A 23,775-nucleotide genomic window follows, 5' to 3' on the forward strand; every position below is an offset into this window, starting at 1 on the left:
AGCACCTACGCATAACGACCATGAAACGCAGCGGCAATAAACCAACGCCGCTGTCAGGAGAATACACATGACACAAGCTTTACTGATCGACCTGAATCAAGTCGCCAAATCCTTCAAAGCCACCGACGGCAAATCGCGCCTGATTCTGGACAAAGTTGATTTTCAACTCAAAGACGGTGAAATCGTCGCCTTGCTTGGCAAATCCGGCTCAGGCAAATCGACACTGCTGCGCATCATGGCGGGCCTGATTCCCGCCGACAAAGGCAAAGTCGCCTATCGTGATAAAGACATCTACGGCCCGGTGGCCGGTATCGCGATGGTGTTTCAATCGTTCGCTTTATTTCCGTGGCTGACCGTGCAGCAGAATGTCGAACTCGGCTTAGAAGCGCAGGGCGTGCCAGCGGCCGAGCGCGAACGTCGTGCCGACGCCGTGTTAGAGCTGATCGGTCTTGCTGGTTTTGGCGGTGCGCTACCACGCGAACTTTCCGGCGGCATGAAACAACGCGTCGGTATCGCCCGCGCGCTGGTGACAAACCCAGACATTTTGCTGATGGACGAAGCCTTTTCTGCGCTTGATGTGCTGACCGGCGAAACCCTGCGCAATGACATGCTGAAACTCTGGCAGGATAAAAAAATCTCCACTAAAGGCATACTCATCGTCTCGCATAACATCGAAGAAGCCGTGATGATGGCCGACCGCATTATCGTTCTCTCCAGCGACCCCGGCACCATTCGATGCGAAGTCAAAATCGATCTGCCGCGTCCGCGTGATGTGGATGCCGTCGAAGTGCGCGCGCTGATTGATGAAGTCTATGGTCTGATGACGATGCGCCACGCACACGAAGCTACCGCCGACACCTCGAACGCGCGTCATCTTGGCTATCGATTACCCGATACCAATGTCAGCCGCATCGAAGGCGTGCTCGATATGCTGGCCGACGTGCCGTTCAATGGCCGTGCCGATTTGCCGCAACTGGCAGAAGAATCCGAATTATCCGACGAAGAATTGTTCCCGACTTACGAAGCACTGAGCTTGCTGGGCTTTGCTGTGCTCGACAAAGGCGACATCATCCTGACCCCGATGGGACAAAAATATTACGAGGCAGAAAAGAACCACAAACAGGAACTCTTCGGCCAGCAACTGCTGACCCACGTGCCACTGGCCGCCCACATCCGCCGCAACCTCGAAGCCGAAGTCAGCGCCAGTCTGCCCGAGCAACCGCTGCTGGAATTATTGGAAGAATTCCTCAAAGCCGACGAAGCCAAACGTGTGCTGGAAGTCGCTATCGAATGGGGTCGTTACGGTGAAGTCTATGAATACGACTACCACACCGGGCGCCTGACTTTGCCGGAAGATACGGAGCAGAAAGCGTCGTAATGTGCTGCTCAATTTGCTAGCGCAGGATGCTGGCAAATTGCGCGTAGTTGCAAAAGCGGTGCACCTTACTATGTTGAGCAAATAGTTAGTACTAGAAGTCCATGTCATCAAAGCCCGCAGACATTACTTTTGCTCTTGGATGAAATATATGTTCATTTTTAAGTAACACATCAATTCCAATTTCAGTAATTGAGTATGCGTAATAGTCGTATCCGTCTTGCTCATCCGTTTCTATGGTTTTGCTGAGTAACCCCATGCGCTCAAGCTTGATAGAAGCTATTTGAAGCAATGCCTCGTTTACACTACGTAAATTATTAGAAATTCTATAAAACGCTAACCCAAATGGATTTGCTGTGTGGCTTTGTAAGCAAGCACCTAAAAAACGGAAATCTATTTCCGTAAGTTCATAATTTGTAGGGTTGGCTATTAGCTTTCTAGACTCAGACAATGTGGCGTGATTAATTAAACCTATTCTCCCTACTTCAGATTTTATAAGAGCACACGCCCTGTTTGTTGCAGACACCAAGTCTCCATCCGAGCGATTTGCATCGTAATCCGTTGGATTAACACCGAGAAGATCAGTAGGTAAATGCATTTCTGCATCTCTTGGTTTTAATATAAATGAACGTGATTTACCGATAGCTCCAATAAAAAGACCCATTTCGAATATTACGTTATCACGCACAACATGTTCATTTCTGCTTCTAATTGTAGCGATGTCATCAGGAGCAAAAATAAAGAGCGCAAAATCTACCGAAGATGATTTCTCAATAAGATCATCAATTGTTGAAGATGAAAGTTTAAACGTACCATTTTTCCAAATAGTGATTTCAAAATCATGATCGAGATTTACGTTTACTGCCTCTGCGATAGCGACGCTCTCTACAGATGATGCAATAAATAACCGTGGTTTCCTCAAGACTGAATACTCCTATTCGAAGATGTGCTAATTTGACAGACGTGAATCTTAACCTAGCTTTGAAAAATTAACCAAATACTAAAAGTGTTTTGTTATGCAGTGCCTGCTGCTTGTCTTTAGTTAAACTAACCACTTATGTTTAGTTGGCTTTGATACGGTAGGTATGAGAAGCGCACGCAAAAGTCTTGACGAATACGTTTCGCTGTCATACCTATCTGGGCACTTCAATTGCACTGAATAACAATCATTTTGATAAAAACAGGGGAGTATGTGCCATTTTCGCCTTATTCTCAGCGTATTCATTGGGCGATTAAATATACTCCCCCCAGTATTTTTTGCCGTTCTGTGGCGTAAAATCAGGGGTGTTGGGATGTTTTTTTGAAAGGATGCGCGATGACGACGCCGGAACATACCGCTTATTCGGACAGCAGTTTCTGGGAAAAGCTCAAAGGCTTTGCGCTGAAGGCAGGGCGTGAGGTGATAGAAAAGGCGCTGTATCTGTACTATGCGGCACAGCGTCCGGAAACACCGGCGTGGGCGAAGACGGTGATTTACGGTGCGCTGGCGTATTTCATTTCGCCGCTGGATGCGATTCCCGACGCGATTCCGCTGGCGGGTTACAGCGATGATCTGGGTGCGCTGGCGGCTGCGGTGGCGATGGTGTCGCTGTACATCACGGCAGACGTAAAGGCGCAGGCCAAGCAAAAATTGCAGAGTTGGTTTGGTAGCGAGGCTGCTTCCGACTGAGGCTGGCAGATCGTCTTTCGCTCATCTTTCGCGCCTCTTATTCACTTCTTCAGACCTGTCTGATTCAGGTTTTTCTTTCCGAAAGTATGTATGAAAATTGGTATCGTCGGTACCGGCAACGTTGGTAGCACTGCAGCTTATTCACTGGTGTTGCAGGGCATAGGCAGCGAACTGGTGCTGGTTGATCATTTTCCTGCGCTGGCAGAGGCGCATGTGATGGATATTTTGCATGCGACGCCGTTTTCGTATCCGGTGAATGTGCATGGCGGCACGTTTGCCGATCTGGCTGGCTGTGCGCTGGTGATTGTGGCGGCGGGGGTGAATCAGCAACCCGGCGAAACGCGGCTTGCGCTGTTGCAGCGAAACGCAGAAATTTTTGCGGGCATTATTCCGCCCATAGTGCGCGCTGCGCGGGACGCGATTATTCTGATTGCGACGAATCCGCTCGATATCATGACGCAGATTGCCACCAAGCTGGCGGTGCAGGAAGGCATGCCCGCATCGCGCGTGCTTGGCACCGGCACCATGCTCGATACCGGGCGTTTCCGCACTTTGCTGGGCCAGCGTTATAACGTTGCACCGAGTTCTGTGCATGCGTATGTGCTGGGCGAACATGGTGATTCTGAGGTATTGAACTGGTCGGGCGCGAGTGTCGCGGGCGTGCCACTCGATCAATTTGCACTTGCCAGCGGTCAGCCGTTGAGCGCAGAAATCATGCAGCAGGTCGATCAGGATGTGCGGCGTGCCGCTTATAAAATCATCGCGGGTAAAGGCTCTACTTATTACGGTATCGGTGCGGCGATTGCGGCGCTCAGCCGTTGCATTTTGTTTGACGAGCGCAGTGTTTTTACGGCGAGTTCTGTGATGACGGAAGTCGAAGGTGTGCCGGATGTGGCCCTCTCGCTGCCGCACATCATCGGGCGTGATGGTATAGAAATGACGATCTTGCCGACACTGAATGCGGAAGAACATGCGGCATTAAAGCAAAGCGCGACGATTATCAAAACGCATTTGCAATCGATACAGTATTAAGGCTGCATTGAGCTTAATACAGACTGAGATTGAAACTACCCTGAGCGAGACTGAATTAGCATGCGCCTTGCATGGTAAAAAACGCTGCAAAGGCGCATGTTCATTGGGAGATCGCTGCGTCTGAGATGCACATTTTCAACAAAAATCACGGCTGCTGACGGCCAGCTCGCCCAGCAGATGCGACATATCCACCAGCCGTTTGGCGACCAGATGGCAGACTTCATTCTGGCGCTGCCATATTCCATACACACCCAATAAGCGCGCGCCCAGCACCTCGCGCCTTTGCTGCTCCAGCAGCGACGGCCAGATAATCACATTCACCGGGCCGGTTTCATCTTCTATCGTTAAAAACAAAACACCATTAGCGGTTCCCGGGCGTTGCCTGACGGTGACGATGCCGCAGGCGCGGGCAAACTGATCTTGCTGAAAAGTGTTGAGTGTGTCTGCCGGCAGAAACCGCTTCGCCAGCAATTGCGTGCGCAGCAAGGCCACCGGATGGCGTTGCAAAGTCAGCCCCATGCTGTGGTAATCGCTGAAAATTTCTTGTGCTTCCGAAGGCGCACGCAACTCTGGCGCAGATTCCTGTAACGTGGTCGGGCGCAGTAAATCTTTATCCGGCAAGGAGCCGACTGCCTGCCACAAGGCCTGACGCCGGTGACCAGCAAGCGAGGTGAGGGCGTTGCCTGCCGCCAGCACCTGCAGATCATGGCGGTTCAGCTCTGCACGCCGCGCCAGATCGGTGACATCGGTAAACGCCTGTTGCTGACGCGCTTGCTGTATGCGCAGCGCTGCCGCTGCCGACATGCCATTCAGCAAAGATAAGCCCAGACGCACCACAGGTTGCGGGGTTTGCGTGTAGCGGTTGAAATGCATGTCTGGCTCGAGCGAGGTATCCCAGTTGCTGTGCATGACATCGACGGCGCGTACCTGCACATCGTGGCGACGGGCGTCTTGCAGCAACTGCGATGGCGAGTAAAAACCCATCGGTTGCGAATTCAGCAGCGAGCATAAAAAAATGGCAGGCTCATGCCGTTTGATCCAACTGCTGACGTAAGCCAGAATGGCAAAGCTGGCTGAATGGCTTTCAGGAAAACCGTATTCGCCAAAGCCTTTCATCTGCTCGAATATCCCTTCGGCAAAAGTCTCGCTGTAACCATTGCCAACCATCGCATTGACGATGCGGCCATGGTAAGACTCCAGCCCGCCTTTGCGTTTCCAGGCGGCCATCGCGCGTCGCAAGCCATCGGCTTCGCCAGGTGTAAAATCGGCGGCAAGCATGGCGATCTGCATCACCTGCTCTTGAAAAATAGGTACACCGAGCGTGCGTCCCAGCGCTTTTTGCATTGCCGGATCGTGATAGGTTTCTACCGCTTCCAGCCCCTGACGCCGCCGCAGATACGGGTGCACCATGCCACCTTGTATCGGCCCCGGGCGCACAATCGCGACTTGTACCACCAGATCGTAAAATTCGCGCGGACGCAGGCGCGGCAGCATGCTCATCTGCGCCCGCGATTCAATCTGAAAAACGCCGACAGTATCGGCTTTGCAGATCATGTTATAGGTGGCGATGTCTTCACGCGGTATCTCTTGTATCGTGGATGGTTTGCCGGGAAACATCGCCATCATATCGAGTGCCCGCTTTAATGCCGATAACATGCCGAGCGCCAGCACATCGACTTTCAGCAAACCCAGCGATTCAAGATCGTCTTTATCCCACTGAATCACGCGGCGGTCTTTCATGGCAGCGTTTTCTATCGGTACCAGACGCGATAACTTGCCGCGTGCAATCACGAAGCCGCCGCTGTGTTGCGACAGATGGCGCGGAAACCCTAATAAACGTGTTGCCAGTGCGGCCCATTGCTGCGCCAGCATGGACTGCGTATCAAGGCCACATTCTTCAAAACGATGCAGTAAATCCTGTTTGCTGTCGAACCAGCGGTGAGATTTTGCGACGGCATCAATAATCGCCAGATCAACGCCGAGTGCCTTGCCGACTTCGCGCAGCGCACCGCGCGGGCGATAGGTATGTACTGCAGCTGCCAGCGCAGCACGATTGCGACCATATTTGTTGTAGATATATTGCATCACCTCTTCACGCCGCTGATGTTCAAAATCGACGTCGATGTCTGGCGGTTCGCCACGTTCTTTGGAAATGAAGCGTTCAAACAGCAGGGTATTCACTTCGGGATTCACTTCCGTGATGTGCAGGCAATAGCAAACGACGGAATTCGCGGCAGAACCGCGCCCTTGGCAAAGAATGTCCTGGCTGCGGGCAAATTTGACGATATCGTGCACCGTCAGAAAATAAGGCTCGTACGCAAGATCATTAATCAAATGCAGCTCATGTTCTATCGTTGCCGCAATGTGATCCGGTATGCCTTTGGGATAACGCAGATGCGCGCCAGCCATGACTTCCTGTCGCAGATAAAGCGCGGGTGTCATGCTGGCGGGAACCAGTTCATCCGGGTATTCATAGCGCAATTCATCGAGTGAAAAATGGCACAAGCTGGCAATGCGCAGCGTTTCAGCCAGCGTCGATGGTGGATAAATACTGGCCAGCCGTAATCGCGAGCGCAGATGTTGTTCTGCATTGGGGGACAGTGCATAACCACAATCGGCAATGGTTTTGCCCAGACGTATGGCTGTCATCGTGTCCTGCAAAGGCTTGCGCGAACGCACATGCATGGTGACATGGCCGATGGCAACGACCGGTAACGCATATTCAGCAGCGATGTGGCTGACATGCTGCAATTGATAAGCGTCAGCTAATTGCAGCAGCAGATTCAACCCCATCCAGCTGCGTTGCGGAAAGACCTGCGCACACCAGGAGGCCTGTTGTGCCAGAACGGGCGGGCGCAAAGGATATTCGGGCACCAGTATCAGCAAGCAATCTGGCATGCCTGCAAGATGTTCGTAACCGGCTGGCGGATGGCTGAAGTCGGTAGTGTTGAGCAAATAGCTGCCTTTGATGCAGCGGCTGCGGGCCAGGGTGATGAGTTCAGACAGATTGCCATAGCCTTCGCGGTTGCAGGCCAGAATAATCAGCGTTGGCCCCGGAACACCATTCTCTGTTTCAGTCAGCCTGAAATAAGCGCCGACCATCAGCGGCAGCGCATGTTTTTTGGCTTCCTCATGCGCACGCACGATACCGGCGAGGGAGCATTCATCGGTAATCGCGATTCCCTGATAGCCGAGATTCACCGCGCGTTTGACTAACTCTTCAGCATGCGAAGCACCTTCCAGAAAACTGAAATTCGAGAGGCAGAATAATTCTGCATATCCGGGCAATTGATGGCCAGCAGACGCAGCAGCATTGTGTTTATGATCATCGTTGCGCATCAGCCAAACACCCCATGCAAAAACCAGCGCGGTGCCGTGCTTTCAGGATCGCTGGAACGTTCGCGGTAAATCCAGTAACGGACATGGTCGGCGCTGGTGGCAACAAAATAATCGCGGGCCTGAGTTTGTGTAGTCCACCAGCCCGCTTCTATGCGTTCTGCGGGTGAAACTATCGTCAGAATTGAGCGGTAATACGGGCGATGTTGCCGCAACGTCAGCGGCACTGGCTGCGGCAATAACCATGTGGGTCTGTGGAGCAGGGCAGCAGCAGGCATCTCTGCATCTGCCGGGCGTTTTTGCACGACCGATATCCATTGATTCGCAATTTCAGGCCGATGATCGGCCAATGGCGCGGCTTGCAAGACATGATCCTCGCCCAGCCGGGCCACCAGCAAGGCCAGCAAACGCTGATGGTCTTCCGGTTTTCCTCCCGGTTCAGGAAACAAGGATTCGCTTTGCACATTAAGTGCGACTGTTTCCGGCGCTTCCAGCACCAGCGCAATCACAGCCGATGGCAGGCTGAGTTGCGCTAACTTTTCTTTGAACAGCGGCAGCAAATGTGCGTCTTGCCAGCAAGCCTCAGCCATAACGATGTTCAGTATGCTTGGTGCGACCGCCTGACGACCGCGCTCATGCTGCAATTGCAGGCGGATTTGCTTCACAGCGATACGATGCGCACTGAGCCAGCCGCTTAATTGCCTGAGCAGGCTATGGCAATACGTCAGCATCATATCGCTGCGCTCCAGCCTGTCGGGCAATTCCAGCCGGGCATGGAATTGCGGCGCTGCCACGACCCAAGTGAATAAAGTGCTTTGCCTGCCATAAACCTGATCCAGCTCATCCAGCAGGGCTTTGCCAAAACGGCGTTGCACACCAGCACGCGGCAGTTGCTGCAGATGAAAAAGCGTGTGACATGCCAGCCCTTGTAATAATTCCAGGCATGGACGGGCATAGCTCAGCAGACTGACTGGCAATGCATGCAGTCTGGCGGGCAAGCGCTGCGCATGCAAACACTGCGCGCCGGATTGGTGCTGGCGCGCAGCGTCACGGGCTAAGATGCAAGCGGCTTTGGCAAGCGGGGTGCAGGCAATGGTGGTATGCAAACCCAGTATTTCCATGGTTTGCCGTACATGCTGACGCAGCGCACGCAAGCCACCGAACAGGCGCAAGCTGGCACCGATATCCAGCACGATAGTGGCTTCTTCTGCAACGGCCACCTGCGGCGTATATCGCAACAAGGCGATGGCTGCTGCCTCTAAGGCATTTTTTTGTCTGACTAAATCCCGCTGAAACAACTTTGCCGTTGGTAGCAACATGAGAACGCCGCCACGCCGCATGCCGGCGCGTACGCCAGCCTGTTGCGCGGTTTCAGACATCGCTGTCACGCGGTTTTGTTGTAAGACGACGCTGCCGTGATCTTCTCTGCGCCGCTGCCAGTACGGTAAAAACACATCCAGCTCCAGCAAAGGGAAATGCACGGCCAGCCAGAGCTGCGGCGGCGCAGCCGCTGTGCTGACAGTTGCGGATTTGCGCGATTTGCTCGATTTTCCTGACGACATTTCTGTATTTGCATCTGCATTTACACTGATTTTTCGTTCATGTCGCGGAGGGAAGTGCGCCGTCATACTTCAGCCTTTTTTAGCTTTTTTAGCATCACTCAGCTAGCATGCTTAGGTTGCACATGATCGCGAAACGCACCGGACGCTTTATGCCGGACCGATGCGGTCTCGACAGCAGAAGATGGGATTTCCGGCGCACGCGGGCTGATGTAGGGATTGAGATACGGATGATCTGGTAAATACAAAGGCAAAGGTGCCTCGCGCAAAGCTCCGCGTCGTTTAAGTAAATGCACTTGCAAACCAAATGCTGTCGGCCTCACGCTGACACGCAAAGGCGCAGGCGATGCAGAGGCGGCTGCACTTAAAGGTCGTATCAGACAAAACAAAGTCTCTGATGCTTGTGCTGCCAGATGCAGTCGTCGCAATGCCTCGGTGCGTATCTGTGGCTGCCAGAATAGCAAGGTGCCGCAGCTGCCATGCCGTAATATTTGCTCTGCTGCCCACAAACTGTCTGCATGTTTATCGCTCGCCACCCACAGTAATTGCGATGAGCACAATTGCTGGCTCAATAAAGCCGTGACTTGTGGCGTGTAGGGCGGGGCCAGCAATGCAAGCGGGCGGGCGCCCATTTTTTTGATTGCCGGCAATAACAACCGTAACTCTGCTGTGCCTTCTTGTTGGGTCAATATTTCCGTCAGTTGCCCTAATGGCCAGCCGCTATCCGGCAACTCCTGGTTCAGAGCGATGTAGCCGCTTGCCACTGTTTTTGCCACGCCGTGCGCGAGTTGCGATGCGCGCCAGAGTGCGGGGTGCAGTTCTTGCAGGCCATTAAAAACAGGGGTTTGCGCGTTGTTATTCATGCCGAAATAAATTTATACTGATTATGCGTACAGTATAAATCAGACTATCTGAACTGCAATAGTTTTTCAGACGTATCTGCAATATCGCTGGAAAGTGAAGCCAGCCAATGCTTTGCGGCGCTATGCTGATTTCTCAGTAGTGGAAAGTTTGCGACACTTTTAAATATACTGATTGCATATACAGTATTTTATGTTAAAGTACTTTCCATGGACAAACGATGAGTCAGTGATGAATGAAAGCCTCACTGAACGAAGCACTCGATGATGTCCTTCACGATCTTTTTTTGTATCAGGGAAGTTCGTATTTTTTTTGTAGTGACCAGAAATGCTCTGCGTTTCAAGTGTCAGGGAAAAAGTATGAACTGCCTTTATAACCAACTCGGAGATTCATTTATGGCATACCTCGACCAATCTTTTGATACGCGTTTCAGTCTGCAATTGTCACCAACTTCTTTTTTACTGCGCTTAGGTCGTCGTGAGATATTCGTCTGCCGCGATTACAGACAGCGTGCGTATTACGTTAATCCCGTACTGGATTGTTCCACGGGCATACAGGCAGGGCATCTGGAAATTTTATTCTGCAAGAAATGGCTGATTATTTTATCCAAGGCAAACTGGTAAGCGCTGAGGATTCGCGCCTTATGCTTCGCAATAGGCACGTCTGATTTTGCTATTTTTGTTATTGCTTGCGCATGCCGTAGGGCAGCAGCAGTATCAGCAAGCGCAACAAACTGAACGCCAGCCTTGCAGGTAAGACTGGGGAAATGATCAAGGACACAGTATCAGTGCGCCGACATAGTCAAAGGGCAACGTCAGCGCATAGCTGCAAGAGTTTTTTAAAGCTGATGCTATCTGTTGCTGCACATCTGCGTTGTACTCTGTTATGGCAATTCCCGCACATTTAAAATGTGCTTCCAGCATGGTCCAGTACTGCGCAAACAGCACTGCGCGTTCACCGTCTTGCGCCTGTTGCAGTGTTGCGATTTGCTGAGGGCTGAAATAGATGCTGGCAACATCCTGCCAATCATCGATAGTCTTGACTGCCATCAGATCGATACCCGGCAGTTGTTTTTGACTGATCGCGGCCAACGATAAACCGGGCTCATGGCTGACGGAAATAAAAACCTCTTGTGTGGCGACGAAGCATTGCAGTCTGCTACCAGCGACACGGATCAGTCGTATCTGTTCCGCTGCACAGAAAAACGCCTGCATCAGTAATTCAGTGATGGCGAGATGCAGTTGTTGCCTGGCCGTTTCGCGCTGAAGATTTGGTGGAAAAGACAGTCCGATCACAACGTTGGACTGTTGCCTGAAATAATCGAGAGCAGACCAGCGCTGTGTTTCCCAGTCATAGACAGGGAAATCTGGCAGGCTTACAGCGCGCAGGTCCGGCATATGGCTAGTTATTTGCCGTCATCGCGGCCGGGCAACCGCGCCAATGCGAATTCGCAGGAATAAATTCCCCTTTCATCACCAGCGTCAGTGCCCCCAAGCTTGCATCATTGCCGACAACCGCGCTATACAAAACGGCACTGCGCGGCCCCATGTAAACACGTTCACCGATGCTGACATGATCAATTTTCATGACACGATCTTCAAACAAATGGGTTTGTGGACAGGCGAGGGCATTGATTTCGCTGTGGTCACCAATGCTGACGCAATCAAACTCGGTAATATCGGTCGTGTCCATATACACACCGCGACCAATTTTGCAGCCGAGCAGATTGAATGCCAGCGGTAACCACGGCGTACCACGCAGATAACGCATGAAATTTGGTACGGCAATCCCTTCGTATAAATTGGTAATACCTTCCGATAACCAGACAAATGGCGTCCACATGGGGACGCTGGCTTTCTTGTAACGGAAAATCAGCAACCATTTCAGGACCAGTACAAAGACAAAACTGCCGACCCCATACAGTAAGCCTGAAGCTACCAGGTAATACAACACCTCAGCCCAACGATCTTCTCCCGCCAACGGCATCAGATCAAGAACGACGGTGTAGCCGACCGCAATCACCATCGCATGGGGCGCAATAATCCGGAAAGTTTCGACCAATGTGCGTCCTATGCGTCGCATCACTGAAGGCTTGAACGTTAAACATTCGGGGAAACCCTTGACCTCTTCGCGTGCTGGCAAATTGATCGGCGGCGAACCCAGCCAGGTATCGCCATTTTTCATTTGCGCATTGTCTGGCGCGCAGGTATGCACGCCAATCAGCACATTCTCAGGCAATACCGTTCCATCCGGGATGTAGGCGCCGTTGCCGACAAAACTACGCCGCGAAACAACCGTTGGATGCATGGTCATCCAACCGCGATCTATCTGCTCATCTCCGAGTAATACGGCATCGGCGATGAAGGTTTCATCGCCCAGTGTCAGCATGTCCGGCACCACGCCCAATGCTGTCGAAATTTCTGCACCTTTGCCGACTTTGGCCCCCAGCATACGGTACCAGAACGGCGCATAGACTGTTGCATACACGCCGTGCAGTACATTCAGACTCGATTCCTGAATCTGATTGACCAGCCATTTTCCGCAATAGATGTTGCCATGTACCGCGTAACTACCCGGTTTTAGTTTTGGCAAAATGCTCCAGCGTATGCCAGCAGAAAGCAGGGCAGTACAAACAATCAGAACAGCTGTCGCCGGAAACGCGAGGATGAAATATTTGGCCAATTGCAAAGGAACGGAATTGGTTTGCAACCACGGAAAATTGTCGGCATTATCGAACCAGTCTATTGTCACAAAACTGGGGAAGACCGGCATAAAAAACAGTGCACTGATAAAAAGCGAGCCGACGATGAAGAATGTATTTTCGCCGATGGCGCGCAGCTTACTGTAAGCTGGTCTTGCCGAATAAGCATGAGCATCAAATGCGCCGATATCTTTTGCCGGCGATCCTTTCCAGATACGATCCCGTGGAATAATCTGACCTTCTGCCAACGCAGACTGGCCTTCCAGATGCGCACCTTCTTCGAGGGTTACATTGCCTTCGAGTACACAATACGAACCGACGTAAGCATCTTTGGCAATGTTAATACTGCCGATCAGAAGTTCACCATGTTGAACCCGTACATTTTCCAGATTCGTTGCATTACCTATGCTGGCACCGTCACCGATGGACAGCAGATCCGGCGCGCGCAAAGTGATCGAACCTATCATGACATCGCGGCCTATCTTCGCGCCGAGCGCACGTAACCACCACGAATACAACGCAGAGCCACTCAGCATATAGACTGGTGCTGCATCGACCAGCCGGTCTGCCAGCCACCAGCGGAAATATGTGACACCCCACAACGGATAACGACCGGGTTTCAATCGTCCGGCAATCAGCCATTTACCGATAATCGCAATCGCGAATTCCGCCACCGTCAATAATAAAAACACGCCAACCGACAACAACACTGCGCGCGTAATCGAGTCACCGGGATCACCGGTAAAAAAATGGTAAGCGAAAAATGGCGTCAGCCATTGCACCATGCGCATCGCTACCAGCCACGGCACCGTTGCTGCCTGAGCTGCACCGCAAATCCAGCGTTTCCAGGCAGGAGCAGGGTTCCAGGTTTCCTGCGTTTTCTGAACATCAGCAAGCGCGGCGTCCTGCAGCAAGCCGGCTGTCTCCAATACCTCGGAAATACCTCGCACACTGCGTTTCTGATAGATATCGGCAATCTTAAAATACGCAAAACGGGGATATTTTCGTAATACAGAAACCAGTTTTGCCGCCATCAGCGAATGGCCGCCAAGATCATTAAAAAAATCGGCGTTGCGCCGTATTGTTTGCCCCGGAAATAAGCTTGCCAGCGCGCTGAACAACACTTCCTCGGTTGCGGACTCCGCAACGTCCGATTCGCCGGATGCGACTGCGGCTTGTAAGACGCATCGTTTTAACTCATTGCGATCGATTTTTCCTGAGGTCAGGCGCGGAACTTCCGTCATGAATTCGAAACGCGACGGCACCATATATGGTGGCAGAAGCGCGCTGAGTATGCCCCGCAAGCCTGCGCCGAATTCAGCGTCGGATTGCGTCGCCATCGGTGCAGCAGTATTTTCTGCATGGCTGTCTTCGCGGACGATGAACGCAACGATCTGGTCTATCCCCTGATCCTGACGCAAAACCACTGCCACGGTACCGACACCGGCTTGCTGGGCAAGAACGGTTTCAATTTCACCCAACTCAACCCGGAAACCACGGATCTTCACCTGATCGTCGGCACGTCCAAGACAAACAACGCTGCCATCCGGCTGTATACAGGCAAGATCACCGGTTCTGTATAAACGCGCTTCGTTGGCTTGTGTTGCCCACGGATTTGGCAGAAATTTTTCTGCTGTTAAATCAGGCCGCCCCAGATAACCAGTTGCGACGCCGGGACCGGAAATGCAAAGTTCACCCGTTTCTCCCCACGGCAACAAGCGCAGGCCATGTTCAATATCGGTCGCAATCACCATCAGCGAATAATTCGGCAATGGTTTGCCTATCGTCACCGCTTGCTGCGGCTGCAACGACGCAAGACTGGCTGATACTGTTGCCTCCGTCGGGCCATAGGTATTAAATATTTGCCGTCCCGGTTTACTCCAGCGATTAACCAGCGCTTCCGGGCACATTTCGCCGCCAAGATTAATCAGACGCAGGCTGGACACATCCTGCGTGAATAACGCGAGTAGGGTAGGAACGGCATGTAAAACGGTGATGTGATTTTCTGCGAGCGCGACAGGCAAAAGATCAGGATCGGCCGTAATGGTTTTCGGTGCTATCCATAAGGTTGCACCTACCAGATAACTGATCCAGATTTCTTCGAATGACATATCGAAGGCCACTGAAAATCCCTGATAGACGCGGTCAGTCGCTTGGATCCCTAATACCTGATTTTCACTGCGTAAAAAATGACAGATGCTGGCCTGACTGACCAAGATGCCTTTGGGCTTTCCGGTCGAGCCTGAGGTGTAGATCACATAGGCAGGAGAGCCAGATTGACTAGCGCGACGTCGCAACCAAGTTTCTGGCTGATGTGCCATCGCTGTTTCTGCGATCCAGACCTGATGAGGCAATGAATGCAACTGCGCTTCAAATTCGGCACAACTCAGAATACCGATAGCGTTCGCGTCTGCCAGACAAACGGCAATGCGGTCGACGGGCGTATCAGCATCAAAAGGCAACCAGGCTGCGCCAGTTTTCGCAATACCAGCCTGCATCACCAGCAGATCAATCCCACGCGGTAACCACAAACCTACGATTTGCCCAGGGCCGACTCCGGATGCAATCAAAAATGAAGCCACACGGTCGGCAGCCAGATTTAACTCACTATACGTCAGTGAGCGATTTTCAAAAATCAGCGCTGTTTTGTCTGGATAAAGAGAGGCGGTAGCCTCCAGAATGTCAGCAAGAATTTCTTCACGAATCAGATCAGGTTGAGACTGTCCATACAAAATTCCGCTATCGGATGAGCTTACAAGGGTGCTGCTAGACGAAGGCATAAGTATTCAGAAGTGGTGACGACGATTGTTTAATTGTTTTAATTATTACTGGCAGCGTTGTTAGTTGATCTGGATCAGGAAGCGGGAATAACGCGCAATGTCGATAGACTGAGAGTTTATCATTTCGGGAAAGTAAATAATGTCGTAATAGCGCACTTAGCAACATCTGTTTCTATTTATTGCGCATGATCAAAATGCGGACTCGACCTCGTCCGTTCGTGGAATAACCCAAAAAAAGACGATGCGGCAGGAAAGCGTTGACCATACAGAAGTCTGTCAGCTATGGTTTGCATTAGATTGTTTGATATATAAGATCAATTACATAAGATCAATAAAATCTACGAGGATTTCTCGGTTAGCTCAGTTGGTGCTGTTAGTAATTATGTTTAGAACGACTGATCGTCATTTTTTTTGCCTATGTTAAAAAAAGAAAACCTCCCCAGCAGTTTCCTGTTCATCCCATGGATCATTCTGATTTTTGGACTGGCGCTGACCTATGCGCTGCAGGATACGCCCCGTGAGGCGAATCGTCAGGCGCTGCATGATGAGTTCGAATACAGATCAAATGAGATCATTGACAATATCAACCGACGATTACAAAACTATGAACAAGTCCTGGAAGGTGTGGCAGGTTTGTTTACCGCCTCCCATAAAGTCACTCAGGCTGAATTCAGCCGTTACGTAGAGACACTGAAGTTTGAAGATAAATTTCCCGGCATTCAGGGCGTTGGTTATGCCCGTTTTGTTAAGTCGAAAGAAAAAACAGAACACATTGCCGTCATGCGCGCAACCGGGTCAACCGAATACGATATCCGGCCATCTGGTGAGCGTGAGATATACGCTCCGATTACTTATCTGCAGCCGCCCAACTGGCGCAATCAGCGTGCAATCGGCTATGACATGTACTCAGAAACCGTTCGTCGTGCTGCACTGAATAAGGCAACAGAGGAAAATACCGCCATCATTTCAGGCAGGGTGAAACTGGTGCAGGAGACTGACCAGGACGTGCAGGCGGGCTTTCTCATGTATATGCCCATTTACCGCTTGCATAGCAAGCATACCAACATCAAAGAGCGATACGAGAATATTGAAGGTTGGGTGTATGCGCCATTTCGCATGAATGATCTGATGACAGGGGTACTCGGTCATCGTTTCGACGAAAGCGGCTCGCCTTTTCATCTGCGTATCTATGACGGCAATTCAATTGACAAAAGTCAGTTGATGTTCGAGTCAAAACAAATCACTGAAAATAATAATGCTGCTTTTCGTACGACAAAGGTATTAAATCTATTCGGGCACGAGTGGAATATCGTCATTAGTTCATTACCAACGTTCGACGCCAGATTGAAAAGTGACAGGGCAAATATTATTGCTGCTACCGGAAGTATCGCCAGCATACTCTTAGCGATTGTGGTGTGGCTGTTGGTTACCGGACGCTCCCGTGCATTGGCAATCGCACGCAGCATGACCAGTGAATTAAGACAAAGCGAAGCCGAGCAAAAGAAACTCAATCGGGCACTAAGACTTATCAGCGACTGCAATATTGCACTGTCACGTAGCGAAAGCGAACATCATCTTTTGTCCGAAATTTGCCGCTTGTGCGTAGACAATGGTGGTTATCTGATGGCCTGGGTCGGCTATGCAGAAGAGGATCAGGCGAAAACGGTGCGCCCGGTTGCGCAAGCTGGCTATGAAAGCGGCTATCTGGAAACGATTAATATTTCGTGGGGTAACAATCCACAAGGGCAAGGCCCGACTGGTACTGCAATCCGCACAGGTACGCCACATATTATTCAGAATATCCTGACGAATGCCAGTATGGCGCCGTGGCGCAAAGCCGCGTTAGAGCGTGGCTATCAATCCAGTGTTTCATTACCGCTGATCTGTGATGCAAAAATTCTCGGCTCTTTGAATATTTACTCTTGTGAAGCAGATGCTTTTGATCCGGCAGAAGTGCACCTGCTGGAAGAACTGGTAGATGACATAGCTTATTGCATTGTCACCTTACGCACGCGTGCAGAAAACGCAGAAACCAGAGAGAAATTGGAATTTCTGACGAATTTCGATCCCTTGACCAATCTGCCAAACCGCTTATTGCTACGCGATCGCTTTGATCATGCAGTCATTGTCGCTAACAATGAAAACATGACGGTCAATATGCTCTATCTGGATCTTGATCACTTCAAACAAATCAATGACAGCCTCGGCTACGGTATCGGCGACCAGATACTGGTAGAAGTCGCAAACCGTTTGCAGCAATGCATTCCGGCGACCGCCACGATGAGTCGTTTGAGTGGCGACGAATTCGTGATTCTGCTGACGGGAAAATATGATGTTCCGGGGGTAGCAGAGGTTGGCAATACAATCCGCGAAGCATTTTCCACACCATTCACCATTAATAACGATGTGGTTAATCTTTCCTGCTCAATTGGGATAGGACTCTATCCCATCGATGGTGATGATTTCGATACCTTATTAAAACACTCTCACACCGCCTTAAACAGCGCAAAAGAAGCGGGACGCAATACTTACCGCTTCTTTACACGCGACATGAATGCAGGTCTGGTCGAGCAAATCCGCTTAACCGGAGGCTTATCCAGCGCGGTACGCAATAATGAGTTTGTGCTTCACTATCAGCCTCAGATTGATATTAAAAGCGGAAAAATCATCGCTGCGGAGGCGCTGATACGCTGGCAACATCCTATGGATGGGCTGATTGCACCCGGTAAATTCATCGGGCTTGCCGAGCGCAGTGGTCATATTATTGAAATCGGTGAATGGGTCATCAACGAAGCGTGTCGCCATGCGCGGGCGTGGCAGGATAAATATTCTGTGCCGCCAGTGGTAGCGGTCAACCTTTCGGCCTTGCAATTCAAACGCGGCGACGTCCTTAAAATCGTCAGTCATGCGCTGGCTGTTTCCGGCTTACGGCCAGAACTTCTGGAACTGGAGCTGACAGAATCAATCCTGCTGCAGGACGTCGAAACAACGATCAAGTCTTTACACGGTTTAAAAGAATTAGGCGTCAAACTGTCGATTGACGATTTCGGAACCGGATATTCAAGTCTCTCTTATCTGAAGCGACTTTCTGTCGATAAACTCAAGATAGATCAGTCATTTGTCCGGGATATGCTGAGTGATTCTGATGGCGCATCGATCGTCAGAGCCATCATTCAATTAGGCCACACCCTTCAGTTATCGGTGATTGCAGAGGGCGTTGAAACCGCCGAGCAACTAGCCTTTTTGGAAGCGTCCGCTTGTGACGAGGCGCAAGGATACTTATTCAGCCGCCCCGTACCTGTTGCACAGTTTGTGCAATTAATAGAGCAAGGGGGTGATAAAACACCACTTGAACAAGAGCATTGATTGGCTCTGCCATCAAAAATACCAATGTTTTTGTGTGTATCGAAATAAAACGTCCGGAACAACATTTGCTGCGGCATAGTATCTGGAATGCTGATAAAAACATCCGCGCTTAGTGCCTGAATGAACATATAAATACAAATGGCCAGACTGTTTTTGGAGATGATGGAAAGATGATGAAAAACGCGTTTATTTGTGATGCAGTACGTACCCCGTTTGGCCGCTACGGCGGCGCTTTGTCCGGTGTCAGAACAGATGATCTGGCAGCCCTGCCAATCAAAGCACTGATCAGTCGCCACCCGTCTCTGGAATGGAGCAGGGTGGATGACGTGATCTACGGTTGCGCGAATCAGGCCGGTGAAGACAACCGCAATGTCGCACGCATGGCAAGCCTGTTAGCGGGCTTGCCAGTGGAAGTGCCGGGCAGTACGATTAACCGCTTGTGCGGTTCCAGTCTGGATGCGCTGGGCGTTGCAGCGAATGCATTAAAGAGCGGCAGTTGCGACCTGATGATTGCTGGCGGCGTCGAAAGCATGTCGCGTGCGCCTTTTGTGATGGGCAAGGCAGACAGCGCCTTTTCGCGTGCAGCAAAAATAGAAGATACCACCATAGGCTGGCGTTTCATCAATCCTTTGATGAAGTCCCTGCATGGCGTTGATTCCATGCCGGAAACCGCAGAAAACGTTGCTGAGGAATTTGGTATTTCACGTGCCGATCAGGATCTGTTTGCGCTGTCGAGCCAGCTGCGCACAGCACAGGCACAAAAAAATGGCATATTTGAAGAAGAAATTATTCCGGTCACTTTGCCGCAACGTAAAGGCGATCCTGTTATTTTCAGTCAGGATGAACATCCGCGTGTGACCAGCCTGGAGGCATTGGCAAAGCTGAAAGGCGTGGTACGTACCGATGGCTCTGTTACTGCAGGAAACGCTTCCGGCGTGAATGATGGTTCGTGTGCGCTGTTACTGGCTTCGGATACAGGAATTACGCAATTCGGCCTGACACCTAAAGCGCGCATCATTGCAGTAGCGTCTGCCGGGGTAGCTCCGCGCATTATGGGTTTTGGCCCGGCACCAGCAATCCGGAAAGTGCTGGCAAAAGCAAATCTGTCATTGGATCAGATGGATGTGATCGAACTCAATGAAGCCTTTGCAGCACAAGCGCTGGCGGTCATGCGTGATCTGGGTTTGCCGGATAACGCGGCACACGTGAATCCCAATGGTGGCGCGATTGCATTGGGCCATCCATTGGGGGCTTCTGGCGCACGACTGGTAACGACCGCAATGTATCAGTTGCACCGTACTAAGGGACGCTACGCGTTATGCAGTATGTGCATCGGTGTCGGACAAGGCATCGCCATGATCATAGAACGCGTATGAAACTGAAGAGCGCCTTTTTGCATTCGCAGAGAGGTGTTGTTCACTGTTCAATTTCAAATGTTAATTTGACATAATATAAATTATGCGAAATTATGACAGTCTATTTACGTGAGAACAAAGCTCAGAGTTATTCAATTAACGAATACTCGATATCCGTAAATTTGATTTTGGTTAAGTTTGCCCAACCCCCAAAAATGTAAAGTTAGCGTTAAAAATCACTATTGATCAATTCGCTGAGTTCCATTTTTCAACATTTTTAGACTGCCACATACCGCTCCTTTTACATTTTTGGGGGAATATTCTGTCATCGTGGTGGGACGTCTTCGCTATCTTTTGTAGTGTTAAGCCAATATGCCGGGTCCAGATACAATTCGGCCAACGCTTCGATGTCCAGCTTAGAGCCGCTCGGTGTGAACTCAAAAGTTCCAAACAGATTGATATGCTGCCAGGCAACCGGCGAGATCCTGCGCATCATTTCAATCGCCGTGTCATCCCCTGACCTTAACTTCTGTTCGTAGACCCGGGACAAAATTAGAGTGTTGTAGTAAATGACTGCATTTGCAATCAGGCGCGAACATTCGTTCCAATTATGCTGTTCTTCTTCAGTTCTAACCCTAAACTTGCCACCGTTGACGAATGCAACTGCTCGTCTGAATTTATGATATGCCTCGCCCCGGTTCAGTGCCTTTTGCACGCCTTGCCGTAGTTTCGGGTCATCAATATATTTCAACACATATTCGGTAAAACATAGGTGATCAAGCTCCCATAGTGCCCGTTTGGTCGAATTCTGGCGGGTATAACTTGATAGCTTCCTCACGATTGTTGACTGGGTTACGTCCTTTTGCGCAAGTGATACAAGGATGCGTTGGATATTCGGCCATTCTTTGATGATGAGCTCGTCATTCACTCTCCGGCAGGGTTTGATCCACACATCTAAGTAATGGTTTGGATGTTGAAAGCTAATGATTGATTCTGCTTTTTTAGTGAAATTCTTGTATCGGGGAGCAAACTCATGTTCAAAAGTACGCAAGATAATGAAATTAACTTGGTTAGTTCCATGTGTATCGGTCGAATGGCGTTCCGGCCTAATATCAGAAGTATTGTTATAAAGCAAATCAAAGACGTAGTGACTTTCATGCTCATGAGTACCAATGACCTTGGCATTCACGGGGACATGGTTGGCGACCAATGTCAGGCTACTGACGCCCTTTTGTAATCCAAAATATTTGGGTGAATGGCGGGCATTTAGTGTTTCAATCTGCGTCTCTATGCGTTGTCCGTCAGAGCTTGAGTGCATCGCATCCTCAATATCAAAAAGATGAAATGCTGGTAACTGGGCAATCGCATTGATGATGGCGTCATTGGCTGCTCTCAATGTTTCTTGCCGGAGGAAGTTGCGCGAACTCGATGTTAGTGATGAGTACGGTATACCGGAGACTTCTGCCATTTTTCCGAGTCCCATATTCGTGCCCATTGCCACTACGCAGGCAAGGATTTCCTTGGGGTCTGGATCATATTTAACGTACCTGTCCAAGACGTGCGTAAATCCATTTAGAAAAGATGTCTCGCCAGCGACGAACCACAGCAGATCTGCAATCCCAATACCAGGGAGCTGGGTAAAAAATGGACTGTTGATAGGCTCCTCCGATGTAGGATACAAAAGCCTCCAACGGCGCTTCTCACCATTGCCCCGAAATTTGATATGCTTATTTTCCCCTTCGCTGATCCGCTGATTGACTCTTTCCAGGAGCGACTCGATTGAGTCTTGAAAAGCTGCTAAAGTATCTTCGATTGGTGCTGATAAAAGTGGTAAATTCAGTTCCTCAATAATCTTCTGGCTGTTTTCCCATTTTTCGTCGTTGATCAAATCATCTTCAAAACGCCGGTATTCGGTGCTCTTCTGAACAAAAACGTCACCAGCTTCCAGCGCGTTGCGAAGCATCCGGTAGACCAAAAATTCAAAGCGGTCAGGTTCAATCACTTTGCGACGGCGATCTACTTCAGAGGGAACGTATAGATATTTTTGAAGGTGCTTAGGAATCAGGTCGGATGGGAGCGACGCAGGGTTTATTTTCCCCGGATGCTTGTCCCGCCTGAACAAGTCTTGCAGATGGTTGACGGCATTGATCAGTGGAGCATTCTCGACACGCCCTGCGAAGTCGAGCACAGCAAACAGGTGACGTAGATTCTGCTTGAATGTCCGCGACAGCGTCCCGTAGTACGCCCATTCAAAAGCTGATTTATCGAAGGCAATCCGGCGCATATAGTCGGAGACAATAGGAAATTGCTCACGATCTAACAACGAAAAAGCTTTATCTTTAATCTCAGAAAATGGTGCGTCATGCGAGATAGTATCATCGACAAAAAGGCTCAGAACCTTTCCTGCTGCCTGGAGATTTTTCAGTGCGTCTTCCAGTGCCTGCTGCATCGCCGCCTCAGCATGCGATTTGGCTTGCCTTGAGTATTGGTGCACTAAATGGATGAAAGCGTCTGTCAGATTGTCGTTAATTTGACGAAAGCGTTGGTATGCAAAACACAAGAGAAAGAGTTGCGCGGTCTGCCGTTGCATTCGCTGCAGTTTATAAACAGTATAGTAACTAACCATCGACGCATAATATCTGCTGCTCTCTTGCGATAAGCCTGCAGAAGAAAGAAACGTCGCCGCAAATTCGTGTAATGGCTCGAAAAATTCGCGACGTGCAACTTCCCTGCGTAATTCTCCATAGGAAAAATCCTTTGCTTCCCGTCTCAATGCACTGATGGTGTAGATCTGTTCATCAGCTTCCAGAAGTGCAGCCAGCTTCTTACGAATTTCTGGTGTCAGCGCCTCCGTTAGTAATCCAGTGATGCGGGCACGTTCGCCTGATACCGCCTTTCCGACAATATCTTGAAGCGACGAATACGACGGAGCTACGACTCTATTGATCGACAGTTGCTGGAGTATTTCCCTGAGGATAAAAATCGGTTGAGTTGAGAGCATTGCAAAACGTTCAGCCTTCGCTTCGATTTCGCTTCTTTCCTTTGTACCGCACAACCGGTAATCAAAGAGTTCTAATACTGTCTTTTGCAGCAAGCCTCTCGTAGGCCGCGATGGCGCGCGGATATCATCAATCGTACGCTCAGGAAAATACGTTTTGATGATGTAGAGAAGGTCATTTTCAACCTCAGACAGGTCAAGCGCAAAAAATTGGCGCTTTGCTTTGAAGTAACCCAGTTCCAGTATCAAGTGGGCTGCAACGGACGCTCTGCGGATATCATCCGCCGCGGCCTTTTCTACAGAACTTAAATCGAAATAGAGCTGGCGGTCATCGTCGGTAAAGCGCGGTAGTCCATATAAATCCTCGATCTCGTCGTCGCTTAAGATCGATAGGCGATGGGATTCGGAGGCCATTTATGGAAAGTGCACAGATGTCATCGTTTAAGAATATCAACATTGCCTTTCTCGGAATCATTTGTCAATGATGAAACAAAAATGATGTTCTAGTATAAATATTTGATCTGAGCGAGGGCAATTCAATTAATACTGCGGGAATGTATCAATGGTCTTATTTACTGATATGGAGTCTGGTATCCATGTCGCTTCTTTTTCCAACGGAATCAAGTTTATAGCCTTTAATCCCCTCTAAGGATCGGTAATCCGATTCGGTAAAGATATTCCAAGACATAACATTCTATCTGGTGAATTTGCACATCGCACCTGACAACGGGAAAGGAGCTCAA

13 protein-coding genes are annotated in these 23,775 nt (G+C 50.2%); 6 read left to right on the plus strand and 7 right to left on the minus strand.

Translation table 11 applies throughout. The features are described 5' to 3' along the window. Positions 1 to 67: 67 nt before the first annotated feature. Positions 68 to 1,378, plus strand: coding sequence for an ABC transporter ATP-binding protein (locus tag KDM87_RS05890; protein ID WP_212678211.1), 1,311 nt, complete (start codon positions 68 to 70; stop codon positions 1,376 to 1,378). Between the two features lie 91 nt (positions 1,379 to 1,469). Here KDM87_RS05890 and KDM87_RS05895 read toward each other — a convergent pair whose 3' ends face one another. Continuing rightward, positions 1,470 to 2,297: a TIR domain-containing protein gene (locus tag KDM87_RS05895; RefSeq protein ID WP_212678212.1), complete on the minus strand. Its 828-nt coding sequence runs from the start codon at positions 2,295 to 2,297 to the stop codon at positions 1,470 to 1,472. A gap of 393 nt (positions 2,298 to 2,690) precedes the next feature. Between KDM87_RS05895 and KDM87_RS05900 the strand changes: the two genes are divergently transcribed. Then, on the plus strand, positions 2,691 to 3,044 hold the full coding sequence (locus KDM87_RS05900; protein ID WP_212678213.1) for a YkvA family protein: 354 nt from the start codon (positions 2,691 to 2,693) through the stop codon (positions 3,042 to 3,044). Between the two features lie 90 nt (positions 3,045 to 3,134). Further along, positions 3,135 to 4,076 carry an L-lactate dehydrogenase gene (locus tag KDM87_RS05905; RefSeq protein ID WP_212678214.1) on the plus strand — a complete coding sequence of 314 codons (942 nt, stop codon included), beginning with the start codon at positions 3,135 to 3,137 and terminating at the stop codon, positions 4,074 to 4,076. A 135-nt stretch (positions 4,077 to 4,211) separates the two neighbouring features. Here KDM87_RS05905 and KDM87_RS05910 read toward each other — a convergent pair whose 3' ends face one another. From KDM87_RS05910 to imuA, 3 genes are read right to left on the minus strand one after another with little or no spacing between them, the layout of a single operon-like run. Continuing rightward, positions 4,212 to 7,415 carry an error-prone DNA polymerase gene (locus KDM87_RS05910; protein ID WP_212678215.1) on the minus strand — a complete coding sequence of 1,068 codons (3,204 nt, stop codon included), beginning with the start codon at positions 7,413 to 7,415 and terminating at the stop codon, positions 4,212 to 4,214. After that, positions 7,415 to 9,040, minus strand: a complete 1,626-nt coding sequence (locus tag KDM87_RS05915) for a Y-family DNA polymerase (protein WP_230407613.1) — start codon at positions 9,038 to 9,040, stop codon at positions 7,415 to 7,417. The genes KDM87_RS05910 and KDM87_RS05915 overlap by 1 nt, the downstream gene beginning before the upstream one ends. A gap of 32 nt (positions 9,041 to 9,072) precedes the next feature. Further along, complete coding sequence (gene imuA / locus KDM87_RS05920; protein ID WP_212678216.1) at positions 9,073 to 9,834, minus strand: translesion DNA synthesis-associated protein ImuA; 762 nt, start codon at positions 9,832 to 9,834, stop codon at positions 9,073 to 9,075. A gap of 393 nt (positions 9,835 to 10,227) precedes the next feature. On the opposite strand from imuA, the gene KDM87_RS05925 reads away from it, so the two are divergent. Then, a complete protein-coding gene (locus tag KDM87_RS05925) occupies positions 10,228 to 10,455 on the plus strand; it encodes a hypothetical protein (RefSeq protein ID WP_186883374.1) in 228 nt (75 codons plus the stop codon). A 147-nt stretch (positions 10,456 to 10,602) separates the two neighbouring features. On the opposite strand, the gene KDM87_RS05930 is transcribed toward KDM87_RS05925, so the two are convergent. Together KDM87_RS05930 and KDM87_RS05935 are read right to left on the minus strand one after the other, a co-directional pair. Further along, complete coding sequence (locus KDM87_RS05930; protein WP_212678217.1) at positions 10,603 to 11,229, minus strand: 4'-phosphopantetheinyl transferase family protein; 627 nt, start codon at positions 11,227 to 11,229, stop codon at positions 10,603 to 10,605. A gap of 4 nt (positions 11,230 to 11,233) precedes the next feature. Continuing rightward, positions 11,234 to 15,313 carry a Pls/PosA family non-ribosomal peptide synthetase gene (locus KDM87_RS05935; protein WP_212678218.1) on the minus strand — a complete coding sequence of 1,360 codons (4,080 nt, stop codon included), beginning with the start codon at positions 15,311 to 15,313 and terminating at the stop codon, positions 11,234 to 11,236. Positions 15,314 to 15,730: 417 nt separating this feature from the next. Between KDM87_RS05935 and KDM87_RS05940 the strand changes: the two genes are divergently transcribed. Next, on the plus strand, positions 15,731 to 18,679 hold the full coding sequence (locus tag KDM87_RS05940) for a bifunctional diguanylate cyclase/phosphodiesterase (RefSeq protein ID WP_212678219.1): 2,949 nt from the start codon (positions 15,731 to 15,733) through the stop codon (positions 18,677 to 18,679). 170 nt (positions 18,680 to 18,849) lie between these two features. Continuing rightward, positions 18,850 to 20,055, plus strand: coding sequence for a 3-oxoadipyl-CoA thiolase (gene pcaF / locus KDM87_RS05945; protein ID WP_329604902.1), 1,206 nt, complete (start codon positions 18,850 to 18,852; stop codon positions 20,053 to 20,055). Between the two features lie 304 nt (positions 20,056 to 20,359). On the opposite strand, the gene KDM87_RS05950 is transcribed toward pcaF, so the two are convergent. Next, a complete protein-coding gene (locus KDM87_RS05950; protein WP_212678220.1) occupies positions 20,360 to 23,446 on the minus strand; it encodes a Tn3 family transposase in 3,087 nt (1,028 codons plus the stop codon). Positions 23,447 to 23,775 lie beyond the last annotated feature (329 nt).

Origin of the sequence: Cognatundibacterium rivi (assembly GCF_018139565.1) — a bacterium.
GTDB lineage: Bacteria > Pseudomonadota > Gammaproteobacteria > Burkholderiales > Burkholderiaceae_D > Undibacterium > Undibacterium rivi.

Coding starts and splice junctions, on each gene's coding strand:
- pcaF (WP_329604902.1), top strand. CDS start 18,850: ATGATGAAAAACGCGTTTATTTGTGATGCAGTACGTACCCCGTTTGGC.
- KDM87_RS05915 (WP_230407613.1), bottom strand. CDS start 9,040: ATGACGGCGCACTTCCCTCCGCGACATGAACGAAAAATCAGTGTAAAT.
- KDM87_RS05925 (WP_186883374.1), top strand. CDS start 10,228: ATGGCATACCTCGACCAATCTTTTGATACGCGTTTCAGTCTGCAATTG.
- KDM87_RS05940 (WP_212678219.1), top strand. CDS start 15,731: ATGTTAAAAAAAGAAAACCTCCCCAGCAGTTTCCTGTTCATCCCATGG.
- KDM87_RS05900 (WP_212678213.1), top strand. CDS start 2,691: ATGACGACGCCGGAACATACCGCTTATTCGGACAGCAGTTTCTGGGAA.
- KDM87_RS05905 (WP_212678214.1), top strand. CDS start 3,135: ATGAAAATTGGTATCGTCGGTACCGGCAACGTTGGTAGCACTGCAGCT.
- KDM87_RS05890 (WP_212678211.1), top strand. CDS start 68: ATGACACAAGCTTTACTGATCGACCTGAATCAAGTCGCCAAATCCTTC.
- KDM87_RS05950 (WP_212678220.1), bottom strand. CDS start 23,446: ATGGCCTCCGAATCCCATCGCCTATCGATCTTAAGCGACGACGAGATC.
- KDM87_RS05935 (WP_212678218.1), bottom strand. CDS start 15,313: ATGCCTTCGTCTAGCAGCACCCTTGTAAGCTCATCCGATAGCGGAATT.
- KDM87_RS05930 (WP_212678217.1), bottom strand. CDS start 11,229: ATGCCGGACCTGCGCGCTGTAAGCCTGCCAGATTTCCCTGTCTATGAC.
- imuA (WP_212678216.1), bottom strand. CDS start 9,834: ATGAATAACAACGCGCAAACCCCTGTTTTTAATGGCCTGCAAGAACTG.
- KDM87_RS05910 (WP_212678215.1), bottom strand. CDS start 7,415: ATGCGCAACGATGATCATAAACACAATGCTGCTGCGTCTGCTGGCCAT.